Source organism: Streptomyces sp. NBC_00385, from assembly GCF_035917155.1.
Lineage (GTDB): Bacteria > Actinomycetota > Actinomycetes > Streptomycetales > Streptomycetaceae > Streptomyces > Streptomyces poriferorum.
The window spans coordinates 2,969,656-2,982,767 of record NZ_CP107951.1 but is presented as its reverse complement, the minus strand read 5'-3'; the positions used below and the strand labels follow the sequence as shown (position 1 = coordinate 2,982,767).

Genomic DNA, 13,112 nt, shown 5'->3' with positions numbered 1-13,112 from the left:
GATGAGCACACGAATCCTCCCGGCTGTCGGCGACGCCGACGCCGCCCGATCCATCACCACACTGCTCAGCCAGCTCCCCGACGCGGAGCCGGCCGGACCCCTGGGTGACTCCACCGCGCTGCTCGACACCCTGGCCCGGCTCGCCGCCGAGTCACTGGACGAGCTGCCCGAGGTCGTGCTGGTGCACGAGCGGATCGGTCCGGTTCCAGCCCTTGAGCTGATCCGGGAGGTGGCCCTGCGCTTTCCGGCGGTCGGGGTCGTGCTCGTCACCGCCGACGCGAGCCCCGGGCTCTACTCGGCAGCCATGGACTCCGGCGCCCGCGGCCTGGTCGGCCTGCCCCTCTCGTACGAGGAGCTGGCCCAGCGCGTCCAGGCCGCCGCCGGCTGGTCCGTCGGGGTCCGCCGCCACCTGGGAGCGGGCGCCGAGGTCTTCACCGGCCCCGGCGGCACGGTCGTCACGGTCAGTGGTGCGAAGGGTGGCGTCGGCGCGACGGTGACCGCCGTGCAGCTGGCCCTGGCGGCCCAGGCCTCCGGCCACACGGTCGCCCTGGTCGACATGGACCTGCAGTCCGGCGACATCGCCTCGTTCCTGGACGTACAGTTCCGCCGCTCCATCGTCGACCTGGCCGCGATCAACGACATCTCGCCCCGCGTGCTGTCCGACGCCGTGTTCAGCCACAGCAGCGGGCTCGCCCTGCTGCTGGCACCCGGCGAGGGCGAACGGGGCGAGGAGGTCAGCGACCGGGCCGCCCGGCAGATCGTCAGCGCACTGCGTTCGCGGTACGAGATCGTGGTCATCGACGGCGGCAGCCAGATGAACGGCGCCAATGCCGCAGCCATCGAGATGGCCGACATCGCCCTGCTGGTCACGACACCCGACGTGGTCGCGGTACGCGGAGCGAAGCGCATCGTACGGATGTGGGACCGCCTCCAGATCCGTAAGGCGGAGGAGACGACGACGCTCGTCAACCGCTACAGCCGCAACACCGAGATCCAGCCTCCGCTGATCCAGAAGATCACGGGAACCCGGATCGCGGGAACGGCGATTCCCGCCAACTTCAAGGAACTTCAGGGCGCGGTCGACGCGGGCCGCATGCACGAACTCGACTCGAAGAGCGTCGTCAAGCAGGCGCTCTGGGCCCTGGCGGGCGAACTCGGTCTGGTGAAGGTTCCCGCCGGGGCGGAAGGCAGTGGCAAGTACAAAAACGACCGGGGTTCGATCGGGCGCTCGCGCAGGCGGGGCGATTCCGCGGGCCGTGGCAAAACCGACTGAGGGGGCAGGTTGATCCATGGTGACCACCGAGAGGGCGGAAACCCGGATAGGCAGGAGGCGTGACCGCGACCGCGGACAGACCGCGATCGAGTTCGTCGGGGTTACGCCACTGATCATCCTGATGCTCATCGCGCTGTGGCAGTGCGCGCTGTTCGGCTACACGTTCATCCTGGCCGGGAATGCGGCGGATGTGGCGGCGCGGGCCGGTAACGGATCGCAGTGGAGGCCGACGGCTGCGTGCGAGGAGGCCGGTAGGGAGGATCTGCCGAGCGCCTGGCAGGGCAAGGCCCATTTCGACTGCGGCGGGTACGAACCCGGCCTGTACAAGGTGAAGGTCGACCTCACCGTGCCCGTCCTGGTGCCTGGAGTACTCGACTGGGGGCCGACGGTCACCGGCGAAGCCGCCTCGGCGAAGGAGGGCTGATTCATGACGGGGAAGAAGCGAAGGTCTGCTCGCGACCGCGGGCAGGTCGCCTTCGAGTACATGGGGTTCGTCCCGCTGCTGCTGCTGGTAGGCCTCTGCGCCATCCAGCTGGGCATCGCCGCATACGCGGTGAACCAGGCAGGCACCGGAGCCCGGGCGGCGGCGCGTACGGCCAGCCACGACTTTCCGGAGACTGCGCCGAGGGTGGCAGGTCACCGGGCCATGAGCGACTGGATCACCACGAAGGGCGAAGCGTACTTCACGGATTCGCCCGGCTTGAAGACCGTGACCTACACCGCCCACGTCAAGATCCCTTCGATCATTCCGTGGGTCGACGACTTCGGTACCGCCACCCGCAGTTCCACCATGCCCCGCGAATAGCGAGGGAAGCCTCCCCACTCACACCCACCAGACCGGCAAGCCGGACCGAGGAGTCAGCACCATGAGCCTGCGGGCACGCATCACCGCCCCCGAGGAGCAAGCCGGGGGGCGGGAAGACGGCCACATGGTCGCCTCCTACCGGGCCAAGCTGCTTGAGGAGATCGACCTCGCGGAGATGTCCTCGCTGGCCGCCGCCGACCGGCGGGCCCGCCTGGAGCGCGTACTCGGGCACATCATCAGCCGCGAAGGCCCGGTCCTCTCGACCGTCGAACGGTCGCAGCTGATCCGCCGGGTCGTCGACGAGGCCCTCGGCCTCGGCATCCTGGAACCGCTGCTCGAAGACGCGTCCATCACCGAAATCATGGTGAACGGCCCCGACCAGATCTTCGTCGAGCGCAGCGGCAAGGTCGAACAGCTCCCGATGCGCTTCGGCTCGCACGAACAGCTGATGCAGACCATCGAGCGCATCGTCTCGACCGTCAACCGGCGCGTGGACGAATCGAACCCGATGGTGGACGCCCGCCTTCCCAGCGGCGAGCGTGTCAACGTGATCATCCCGCCGCTCGCGCTGACCGGCGCCACGCTCACGATCCGACGGTTCCCGAGGGCCTTCACCCTCCAGGAGATGATCAACTTCGGCTCGCTCGACGAGCAGATGCTGATCCTGCTCTCCGGGCTCGTCCAGGCGAAACTCAACATCATCGTCTCCGGCGCCACCGGTACCGGCAAGACGACCCTGCTCAACGCGCTCTCCGGGCTGATCCCCAACAACGAGCGCATCATCACCATCGAGGACTCCGCCGAACTCCAGCTCCAGCAGAACCACGTCATCCGGCTGGAGTCCCGGCCGGCCAACGTGGAGGGCAAGGGCCAGATCTCGATTCGCGACCTGGTCCGCAACTCCCTGCGTATGCGCCCCGACCGCATCGTCGTCGGTGAGGTCCGTGGCGGCGAGTCGCTCGACATGCTCCAGGCGATGTCCACCGGTCACGACGGTTCCCTCGCCACCGTCCACGCCAACAACGCCGAGGACGCGCTGATGCGTCTGCAGACGCTGGCCTCCATGTCCGAGATCAAGATTCCCTTCGAGGCCCTGCACGACCAGATCAACAGCGCCGTCGACGTGATCGTCCAGCTCACCCGGCACGCGGACGGTGGCCGAAAGATCACCGAGATCGCGATCCTCGACTCGCACGGCCGCGACAACTACCGCATCGTCAGCGTCGCCCGCTTCATTCCCCAGCCGATGGCCGCCGACGGGCGGATCTACGGCCAGTTCCAGTACCTTCCGCTCCCGCGCAAGATCGCCGAACGCCTCTACATGGCCAGCCAGCCCATTCCCCAGGCCTTCGGCGTCGCCTCGTCCGACGAACAGCTCGCCACCCGAGAGGCCAAGTAGGTACCGCGCCATGACCAATCTCCCCCTCCTCACGATCGGCGTCACGCTCGTCTGCGGCGTGCTCGGCGTCATGGGTCTGCACGCGTACGCCGGCGGCAAGGCCGACCGCGACGCCCTTGTCGACCGCCTCTCGCACACCGGCCAGATACAGGCCGCAGGACGCCACCGCCGTTTCCAGGGCGTCGACCGCAGGCTTCGTAAGACCGGGCTGGGCCGCAAGATCGAGCTCAAACTGGCCGCCACCGGCCTGGAGATCACGCCCGGCGAGTTCTTCGTCTACGCGCTGATCGCCATGGCGGGCCTCTGGATGGCCGCCTCGTCGATCCTGGCCTCCTTCTTCGGCCCGGTCGCCGCACTGGTCGGGCTCTGGGGCACCAACGCCTTCCTGAACTACCAGCGGACCAAGCGCACCGAGCGCTTCATCAACCAGCTCCCCGAGCTCTCCCGCATCCTCGCCAACGCCACCCAGGCCGGGCTCGCCCTGCGTACCGCGCTCTCCATGGCGGCGGACGAGCTGGAGGACCCCGCCGGTGAGGAACTCGCCCGGGTCGCCCGCCGTCTCAGTGTCGGTGAATCGCTCGACGACGCCATGAGCGAGCTGACCGAGCGGCTGCCGTCACGTGAACTCGTCGTGCTGGTCACGACCCTCGTTCTCTCCAACCGGGCCGGCGGTACGGTCGTCAGCTCCCTGCGCAACCTCACCGAGACGCTGGAGGAACGCAAGGAGACGCGTCGTGAGGTCAAGACGCAGCTCTCGCAGGTCACCGTCACGGCCTACGCGGTCCCAGGCTTCGGTATCGGCGCCATGCTCCTGATGAACGCCGTGATGCCGGGCGCTCTCGACCGCATGACCGGTGCGTTCATCGGCCAGGTCGCCGTCATCGTCTCGCTGGTCCTGTACGCGATCGGATTCATCGTGATCCGGCGCCTGTCCCGTATCGACGTCTGAGGGGAGGAGCGGACATGGACTTGTTGCTCGCACTCGTTGTAGGTCTTGCCGTGTACGGAGTGATCGCCGGCATCCGGATGTACCGTGCCGACGCCAAGCTGCCCGGGGACCTGGCCATCGCCCTGGAGGTCGGCTCCAGCCGTACCAGCGCGGTCGGCTCCGGCATCGACCGCATGGGCATGCGGTGGGCCCCTGCGGTGCTCAGGATGATGGGTCCCAAGGCCGTCAACAAGAAGCGCCACCAGATCGACATGGCGGGCAACCCCGGCGGACTCACCATCGACCGGTACGCCGCCCGGCGTGCGGTCTACGGTGCCCTCGGCGCGTTCGGCGCCCTGTCGATGCTCATGCGCGGCCAGGTCTTCGTCGCCATCCTGCTCATCGCGTTCGGCGCCTTCTGGGTGGAGGTCGGCATCTGGTCGGCCGTCCGCGTCCGCAAGGAGCACATCGAACGTACGCTCCCCGACTTCCTCGACGTCCTCGCGGTCGTCGTCTCGGCGGGACTCGGCTTCCGTCAGGCGCTGGAGCGTGTTGCTGAGAAGTACGAAGGCCCCTGGGCCGACGAACTCCGGATCACCCTCCGACAGATGGACATGGGCGTCAGTAGGCGGCAGGCGTTCGAGGAACTGCGCAAGCGCAACGACTCGGAGCAGGTCGCCATGTTCGTGACCACGCTCCAGCAGGGCGAGGAACTGGGTGCGCCGATCGTCGAGACGCTGATCCAGATCGCCAACGACATGCGCCGCACCGACGCGCAGAACGCACGACGGAAGGCGGCCAAGGCGGTTCCAAAGGCCACCTTCGCGGTCACCTCGTTCCTGCTTCCGGGAACGCTGGTCATGCTGACGGTCGGATTCGTCTACGGGGCCAACGTCGACTTCTCGTTCATGAAGTGATGATCCTGCATGCCGAGGATGATGAGAATGACGAGCCCGAGGAGGTGACAGGCGCATGGCATTTCAACTGAGCGACTCTCAACCAGGGTTGACGAGCGAAGTACGCCAGGCGCTCGCGAACCCGGGCGCGCAGCCGGCCTTCGCGATCCAGCTCAACGCGCTCCAGGCCATGTGCCGCCAGGTCTTCGGATTCCGCCTGGCGATGACCGCGATAGCGACACCGTTCGCGATCGACCGCACAGCGCCAGGCCTCGCCACCTGGCTGATCGGTGCGGCCATCCTCGTCACCTTCATGGGCTCCTACGTCCTCTTCCGGGACTGGGAGCGCTTCGGCCCGCTGTTTCTTCGCCACCCCTGGCTGCTCGGCGTCGATGCCGTTTTCGGTGCACTTCTGCTGATCACGGCCACGCCGGAATCCACCTTGGCGTACGTTACGGTCTGCACCCCGCTGCTCGCAGGGCTTGTTTATGGGTGGCGGGGCGCGGCAGTCTTCGCCGCTCTTCAAACGTTGATCATCTTTGGTGTGTACGGCACCGACGACCAGTTGCAAGCCAGCGAGGCCACAGCTCTGCTTCTCCCCGGCTTCTGCGTGATCGCCGGTGCGGTCGGCGTCACCTTGCGAAACTTGCTGCTTCGCTTCGGCACGGCGAGTCAAGCGCTCACGGAAACCCGCGCACGCCTCGCCGTGAGTGAAGCCATTGAGGGCGAACGCACCCGCCTGGCCAGGGAGATGCACGACTCCGTCGCCAAGACCCTGCACGGCCTGGCCATGGCTGCCGACGGCTTGGCGAGTTCCTCGGACCGGATGGACCCACTGACCGTCAAGCACCAGGCCGAGCTCGTCGCCCGATCCGCCCGCCGCGCGGCGGCGGAGTCGCGCGAGCTGCTGTCGGACCTGCGACGCGAGTCGGGACTCGACGGCGGAATCGACGTCGTAGCGGAACTGCGGGCACGGGCAGACGACTTCACGCGACGCCACGGCCTCACCGCGAGCTTCCGGCTGCTCAACGAGATTCCGGTCCCGACCGTGCCCCAGGTCGTGGCGCGGCAACTGCTCACCATCGCTTCCGAGGCGATGGAGAACGCCAACCGGCACGCGCACCCCACCTACCTCGTCGTCCTCGCCGGAGTGAAGGGCGACGTTCTGAGGATCAGCGTGTACGACGACGGGCGCGGTCTGCCCGCCGGTGTCACCCTCGACGACCTCAGACGCGCCGGCCACTTCGGACTCGTCGGCATGGTCGAACGCGCCGCGTCCATCGGGGCCCGCATCCGCATCGGCAAGGGCAAGGCGGTCACCGGCACGGAAGTCCGCCTGGAACTGCCCATGGCCGCCCTGTCCCAAGCACCACCCGCTCCACCGCTCGACTGACCCGCTCCCCACCCGTCCCCACAGATACATGAGAGGAGGTCGCAGAATGTCGGACGACGTCTCCCGTGCCTCGGGCCAGAACTGGGCCGCACAGCACCACGCCTCCCAGCACACGTCCTCGCATGGCACACCGGTCACTTCCGAATCCAGCTCTCCAGGGTTCCCCGTTCCTCAGCAGGCCGCGGCATCCGGAACCATGCCCGCCTTCCCCCCTGCCCCCGGCCTTCCCGCCCCAGGTCCGATGAGGGTCGTCATCGCCGACGACAACCCCGTGGTCCGGGCCGGGCTCGGCGCCCTGCTCTCCGGCCGCAACGACATCCAGGTCGTCGCCGAGGCCGCGGACGGCCGTCAGGCCTACGACATGGCCGTCCAGCACCGCCCGGATGTCGTGTTGCTCGACGTCCGTATGCCGGGGGTGGACGGCATCTCCGCGCTGCCGCACCTGGTCCAGGTCGCACCGGTGATGATGCTGACCTACAGCCGCGAGAGCGAGATCGTCCACGAGGCGCTGCGGCTGGGGGCGGGCGGGTACCTGGTGCACGGCGAGTTCACCGCCGACCAGTTGGTGCAGGCCGTACGCGACACGCAGAGTGGCCGGGCCCACTTCACCGCCACGGCGGCGAACGCGCTCCTGGCTCATATGCGCCAGGGTCCCGGGCCGCGGGGTGCGGCTCTGCCGGAGGGTCTGGGCACGGCCCTGACCTCGGGTGTTCCGTATCGCCAGCCCGGCTATGACGGCCGCCTCCCTGGTTCGCCACAGCAACACGATGCGTATGCACATCCGCCGATGCCCATGGCACCCTCTCAACAGGCCCCATCCGGGCCGCGAATGACTGTTTCTCCGCAAGGTCTTTCGCATTTGCAACCGAATGTGGGACAGTCTTCCGTAGCTGGGAGGCCGGGTGTGCCTCCTGACAGGCAGCAGTACGGGCTGAGCTCGAGGGAGGTGGAGGTCATGGAACTGATCGCGTCCGGCATGAGTAACCAGCAGATCGCCGCCACCTGCTTCATCAGCGAGAAGACGGTCAAGAACCACATCAACCGCATCTTCACCAAGCTGCACAGTGGCAGCCGCAGCGAGGCGATTGCTCGCTGGCTCGGCACGGCATCGCCTGCCGGACCTGCTGCACGGGGGGACAAGTAGTCATGGCTGATCGGGGGATCGAGCGAAGCGTGGCGAGTCAGGGCCTGGGGGCCCAGTCCCGGGCACGCAGGGCCCAACTGCTGGATTGGGCCCGGGAATGGGTCCTGGGACCCTCTGGTGGGCATGGTGTTCCGCCGTATGTTTCTCGTATCGCAAACGGCACCGGCCAGGAGGAAGCCGGTAACGGGAGCGAGAACAAGGGAACTTGCGAGTCGGCCGGCAGTCGGTCGGCCGAATCTGGAGGGGAACACCATGTCGAGCATCACCCTGAAGACCGCCGTCCGCGTCAACGGCTGGGCCAACACCGCCGTCTCCAAGATCCAGAAGCGCTACGAGACCGCGGACCGCGGCCAGACGGCCTTCGAGTACCTCGGCATCATCCTGGTGGTCGTCGCGATCATCGGTGGCATGGTGGCCGCGGGCATCGGCGGCGCGATCACGGACCGCATCACCGGTCTGGTTGGCTCCATCACCGCCGGCTAGTGGAACTGCCCAACCGCCGCGACGCAGGGCAGGCCTTCCCCATCTACATTGTGATGGTGGCGGGCCTGCTCTTCCTCGCGTTCGCGTTCTTTGCTGTCGGTCAGGCTTCTGCTACGCGCAACGGCGCTCAGGGCGCCGCAGATGCTGCCGCGCTTGCTGCCGCGCAGGAAGCCCGGGACGGGTTGACACCGCCGCTTCTCCAGGCGCTTCGGGAGCCAAACGGCCTGAACGAGTTCCTGGCGACCTACCAGTACTTCCAGGCGGGGCGCGGGCAAGCCATGCAGCTTGCATCTGACAACCGTTCGAACGTCATTGACTTCTATTGGCGGCCAGGCTATTGGCAGGACAAGGTCACAGCCAGGATCGAAACTCGCTACACCGTGGGGGATTCGGTCATCCCTGGCACGGAGAACAAGCGAGCCACGGCCACGGCGACCGCAGTGATCGAGTTCCGGTGCAGCCCCAAGGTCAAGGGTGTTCCGGCTACCGGACCCGGCGATGATGACGGGGCCGAGGAGGGCGGTGAAGCTAGTCTGCCCATAGTCACCCTCGATTGCGACGGACGGGACGTCCCGATCGACCTGGGCGCTAGCGACCCCCTGGCCGGCCTGAGCAAGTTGATCTTTGCCGTGCACTTGATCGACGACTGACAGCGAACGACGAGTAAAGGAATCTGAACCCATGAGCATTCGGCGCACCGCGAAGTCCCGAAGGGTGGCGGCAGCTGCCTCGATGGTGGCTGCTTTGGCCCTTGTCGTCACTGGTTGCGGTGGCGACGACGGAGGGAAAGGGAGCGACGACGCCGGAGCGTCGTCTTCCGCGAAGCCCTCTGAGGGAGACAAAGGGGCGCAGGAAGACACTGCTGCCGGGGACAAGGTGGACCCGAATGTGAAGCTCGCGGAAGTCAAGGGTCAAGGAGGGGTCACGCTCGTTGTCAATCAGGTGCAGCGTGACTCCGGAGGCTTCATCACGGTGCAGGGCGAGATCAAGAATGATAGTGACCAGGCGAGAAATTCCGGAGGGTGGGCTGGCTCCGAGATGCAGATCATCAATAAGAACCCCAATTCGATCGCTGGCGCAGCCTTGATCGACAAGGCCGGGAAGAAGCGCTACTACATTCTCCGGGACACTGAAGGGCGATGCCTTTGCACTACGGGAATTGTCCCGATCCAGCCAGGGAAGTCGACGCCAGTGTTCATGCAGTTCCCGGCGCCGCCTAGCAGTACTTCGGAAGTTGACTTCTTCCTGCCGACGTTTGCCACCACCACGCTGAAGATCTCTGGGTGATGGCCGTCATGAACAATCTGCGCACACGGCGCCGCCCAGGCCATCTCGCAGGGCGGTCCCTCGCCGTAGCAGTACTACTGGCCGGCACCACGGTCTTCGGCGCGACGACAGCCCTGGCGGACGACGGTCCCAGCGTCCCACCAGGCACCGAAGCGTCGTCCGAGCCACCCGTCAAACTGGACAGCAGCGACCCCGACCTCAGGATGCCCGAGGGCGGCACCCTCGCCCCGGGCAAGGTTCTCGACATCATCCAGGTCGTCGAGGACGAGGGCGGCGAGGAGCGACGCGAGGACACGAACGCGGACATCAAGTTCGCGCTCCAGGCCGAGGTTCTGTTCGGCAAGGACAGCGCCAAGCTGAGCTCCGCCGCCAACTCCCGAATCGCCGCGATCGGCGCCGAGATCAAGAAGCAGAACGCCACCAAGGTGCGCGTCTTCGGCTTCACCGACAACCTCGGCTCCTCTGCTCACGGCGACGTGCTCTCCAAGCAGCGCGCCAACGCGGTGCAGTCGGTTCTGGTGAAGTCCACGGGCTCAACTGTCACCTTCGAGATCCGCGGCTACGGCGAGCAGTACCCGATCGCCGACAACAGCACCGAAGAGGGCCGCAAGAAGAACCGTCGCGTGGAGGTGTCCTTCCCCCGCGGGGAGGGCTGATCAGCGCCTCGGCACGGCTTGCCGCGCTCGACCTCACGGCCGATGCCGTATGCACCCCGCATACGGCATCGGCCGTGAGCCGTGCGAGGCAGCGAGCCTGTCAGGGCCCTGGCGCTGCCACCCGGAAGCCGGACTGAGGGCGTGACAGGCCGCCCTTCAGGCCATCCCTGCGCGCATTACGAAGGCTGAACGAGCCCGGACTTGCCGTAGATGCTCGCCACACGCTCGCCTGGCTCTCCCGACGCGAAGCCCATGCCGATACTGAATACGCCGGGCCGGGTGGGGTCCGGAACGCGAACCCCGAGGCCTTCGGGTTCGCGATAGTCCAGTGTGTAAGCGGCCGCGGTGAAGGCGGGATTGACGTTCTGATTGAAGGGCGTGGGTGGCGCGGGTTCGAAGGCTCCTGTGGTGAGGTTCACCGAGCTGATGAACGTGTTGCCGACGCCGGGCTTGGAGATCACGACCTCCTGGTCATTGATCTCTTCCTTGGAGCCGTAGCTGTTGCCGTGCAGCATGTAGAGGTATTGACCCACGACCGCGTAACCCTGCAGGAACGGGTGGCCGTACGTGGTGAGCGGCCAGCCGGGGACGGAGGCGAGGCTCCGCTCGCTGACGCTCGCGAGCGGCTCGCTCCAGATGTTGAGGCGAGCCAGATCAAGGTCGTGGACCTGGAACTTCATCACGCCATCCGTGTCGCGGAAGCGGATGGCGAGTCGACCGTAGACCGGGTCGACGCTGGCGGTGTAGGTCGTGGTGCCCGGGACCGGGGTGTACTTGGCGAGCGTGGACGAGCTGGAGTCGAGTACCTGGCCGTCGACGAAGGGGAACCGGGCCAGACGATTGCCGCGGCTGGATATCTTGGTCTTGTCCGTCGGGTCCACTACCTCTTGACCGTCGACTTCCGTCCACAGATAGGCCGTGCTGCCGACCGGTTCGACGCCGATGCTCATGCCGTGCCCGAAGTTGCGCAGGTACATGTAGCCGAGCGTGTTGCCGGACGTGTCCCACTTGGTGAGGGTCAGGTCGCCACGCCGATTTCGATCGGCACTGCTGACCACGGCGGACTCGCCTGCGAGTCTCAAACCTCCCTGCGTCACCTGCGCCAGGTAGATGTGGCCGTTGGCGTTGTCGTAGCCGAACGACTGGAGGATGGTGGTGTCACGGGTGGGCTTCTGGCGTATCCAGTTCTCCGACGCACTGTTCAGGTCGAGCCGGGGGGAAGGTACCAACAGGGCGGAGCCCGGGGCCGGATAGGTGGCAGCCGAGGCTGCGCCGGTGCCGAGAGATACGGTCGCCGCGGTAAGTGCGCCGGCACCGCTCCAAGTGAGTAAGGAGCGGCGGCTGGGGCTTGAGGATCTCTCTTGACTCATGGGGCCTCATCTAAGCGGCAGGCGAGACAGCACTCAACCCTGCCGGCCTCGGAGAAGGCCTCGGGAAATCCCTCGGGAACGCCCCTTCCAGCAGCACCGTCGCATCCGGACACTGCTCCGCCACAGCCCCCGGTGAGCTGACCATAGGGTCCGTTCAGAGGGCGTAGCCGGCCGCGTGCGTCGTGGTGCGGTGCGGCAGTCGCGGCAGTGTCCGGGGTGGGCAGCGCGGAAGGCGCGGTCGCAGGTGTCGCAGTTCTGGAGCGGCAATACCGGAGCGCCGGAGCACCGGAGCGCCGCAATGCCTAAGGGCTGTCCCGCAATTCCTGGTGGATCAGCGCGCGGCGTCAGATGCGGTGCATCGCAAGGCGGAGAGGCGCCCGCATACTGGATGTATTCGGGCGTTTCGACAACGCGGCGAGGTGCCGTAGCTGTCGTCGTGCGCCCGCCAGGAATTGCGGGACAGCCCTTAGGGGCGGCGACGGCGTCGTCGAAGCAAAGGCGTTCCAGCAGGATCCTCGCTTCATTCCTGCGAGGATCGCGAAGGCCAAGAAGGCGTACGACGGGACGTATCAGTGAACTACAACTTCCTCACCGTCAGCCGGCCGGAGCCGCACGCGATGGGGCGCGCACTGGCCGAGGCCGTGGGCGTGGAGCTGTCCCAGGTCGACGTGGCCCATCTGGACGCGGACCCGGATGCACGGAACTGGGGAGCGGCAGTGCTCTGCGCGTACGAGCCGGTCCTGGGGGACCTGGCGCTGTCGTGGGAGGTCTTCGTCACGGATGGCGTACCGGATCCGCCGGCAGAGGTGACCGCGGCGGAGCGGGTCGCGAGGGCGACGGGGACGACGGTGCTCTGCCCGGCTGTGGGACTGGGGCTCCCTTCGACGCACTGGGCCGTGACGCCCGAGGGGCAGCGGACGCTTGTGCGCGAGTACGAGACGGAAGGCCCGGAACCGGTGTGCAGCGTCGAGGTCGTCGAGGAGCCGGTGTTCGACTTCCCGGGGGCCCAGGTCAGGCTTCTCCCCGAGGTGTACGGGGCGGACGGGTACACGTACCCCATCACCGACGCCTTCGTGGCAGCCACGGACCCGGGCCGGGAGGCCGAGCCGCAGAGCATGGCCAACCGGGCCCGCGAGACGCTGTCCGTCTGGGAGGAGTTCGCGCGGCGAGCGGCGGCCGACTGGGCACCGTTGGGGCGTTATCCCGAGGAGTCGTACGTGGACGACCTGCGGGCGAGGGACCGGCTCACCGACCGGTTGCGCGTGGCAGACCCTGCACTGCGCGGGCCCCTGGCCCGGGCGGTGGACGAGATCGACGCGATCTACCGTGTCCATACGGACGCCGACGACGGGGCGTTCCTGGGACGACTGACGCGCTCCGGCTCGGCGGTGAAGGACCGGGGATGGTGGTGGCAGCGGCGGCCGCGGCGCGTGCCGTGGGTCCGATAGCGGCGCCGGGTGCGCCGGCCCACTCGGCGA

Annotated in this window: 14 protein-coding genes; 13 read left to right on the top strand and 1 reads right to left on the bottom strand. The window is 67.3% G+C overall.

Annotation, left to right across the window (positions count from 1 at the left end; all coding sequences use genetic code 11):
- Position 1: 1 nt before the first annotated feature.
- From OG959_RS12985 to OG959_RS12930, 12 genes are all read left to right on the top strand, one after another.
- Positions 2 to 1,273, top strand: a complete 1,272-nt coding sequence (locus OG959_RS12985; RefSeq protein WP_326658328.1) for an AAA family ATPase — start codon at positions 2 to 4, stop codon at positions 1,271 to 1,273.
- 16 nt (positions 1,274 to 1,289) lie between these two features.
- A complete protein-coding gene (locus OG959_RS12980) occupies positions 1,290 to 1,697 on the top strand; it encodes a TadE family protein (protein WP_326658326.1) in 408 nt (135 codons plus the stop codon).
- Positions 1,698 to 1,700: 3 nt separating this feature from the next.
- Positions 1,701 to 2,078, top strand: a complete 378-nt coding sequence (locus tag OG959_RS12975) for a TadE/TadG family type IV pilus assembly protein (protein WP_326658324.1) — start codon at positions 1,701 to 1,703, stop codon at positions 2,076 to 2,078.
- Positions 2,079 to 2,139: 61 nt separating this feature from the next.
- Entirely contained in the window at positions 2,140 to 3,477 is a 1,338-nt protein-coding gene (locus tag OG959_RS12970) for a CpaF family protein (RefSeq protein ID WP_326658323.1), read from the top strand.
- A gap of 10 nt (positions 3,478 to 3,487) precedes the next feature.
- On the top strand, positions 3,488 to 4,426 hold the full coding sequence (locus OG959_RS12965; protein WP_306071487.1) for a type II secretion system F family protein: 939 nt from the start codon (positions 3,488 to 3,490) through the stop codon (positions 4,424 to 4,426).
- A 14-nt stretch (positions 4,427 to 4,440) separates the two neighbouring features.
- Positions 4,441 to 5,322, top strand: a complete 882-nt coding sequence (locus tag OG959_RS12960; RefSeq protein ID WP_326658321.1) for a DUF5936 domain-containing protein — start codon at positions 4,441 to 4,443, stop codon at positions 5,320 to 5,322.
- Positions 5,323 to 5,377: 55 nt separating this feature from the next.
- A complete protein-coding gene (locus OG959_RS12955; RefSeq protein ID WP_326658320.1) occupies positions 5,378 to 6,694 on the top strand; it encodes a sensor histidine kinase in 1,317 nt (438 codons plus the stop codon).
- Positions 6,695 to 6,740: 46 nt separating this feature from the next.
- Entirely contained in the window at positions 6,741 to 7,838 is a 1,098-nt protein-coding gene (locus OG959_RS12950; RefSeq protein ID WP_326658319.1) for a response regulator transcription factor, read from the top strand.
- Between the two features lie 252 nt (positions 7,839 to 8,090).
- On the top strand, positions 8,091 to 8,321 hold the full coding sequence (locus tag OG959_RS12945) for a hypothetical protein (RefSeq protein ID WP_326658317.1): 231 nt from the start codon (positions 8,091 to 8,093) through the stop codon (positions 8,319 to 8,321).
- Positions 8,321 to 8,971: a pilus assembly protein TadG-related protein gene (locus OG959_RS12940; protein ID WP_326658316.1), complete on the top strand. Its 651-nt coding sequence runs from the start codon at positions 8,321 to 8,323 to the stop codon at positions 8,969 to 8,971. The genes OG959_RS12945 and OG959_RS12940 overlap by 1 nt, the downstream gene beginning before the upstream one ends.
- 31 nt (positions 8,972 to 9,002) lie before the next feature.
- Positions 9,003 to 9,608 (top strand): hypothetical protein, encoded by a 606-nt coding sequence (locus OG959_RS12935; protein ID WP_326658315.1) that lies wholly within the window; start codon positions 9,003 to 9,005, stop codon positions 9,606 to 9,608.
- Between the two features lie 8 nt (positions 9,609 to 9,616).
- Positions 9,617 to 10,264 carry an OmpA family protein gene (locus OG959_RS12930; RefSeq protein WP_326658314.1) on the top strand — a complete coding sequence of 216 codons (648 nt, stop codon included), beginning with the start codon at positions 9,617 to 9,619 and terminating at the stop codon, positions 10,262 to 10,264.
- A 176-nt stretch (positions 10,265 to 10,440) separates the two neighbouring features.
- Here OG959_RS12930 and OG959_RS12925 read toward each other — a convergent pair whose 3' ends face one another.
- Entirely contained in the window at positions 10,441 to 11,634 is a 1,194-nt protein-coding gene (locus OG959_RS12925; RefSeq protein ID WP_326658313.1) for a phage baseplate protein, read from the bottom strand.
- Between the two features lie 572 nt (positions 11,635 to 12,206).
- Here OG959_RS12925 and OG959_RS12920 point away from each other — a divergent pair.
- A complete protein-coding gene (locus tag OG959_RS12920; RefSeq protein ID WP_326658312.1) occupies positions 12,207 to 13,082 on the top strand; it encodes a hypothetical protein in 876 nt (291 codons plus the stop codon).
- Positions 13,083 to 13,112 lie beyond the last annotated feature (30 nt).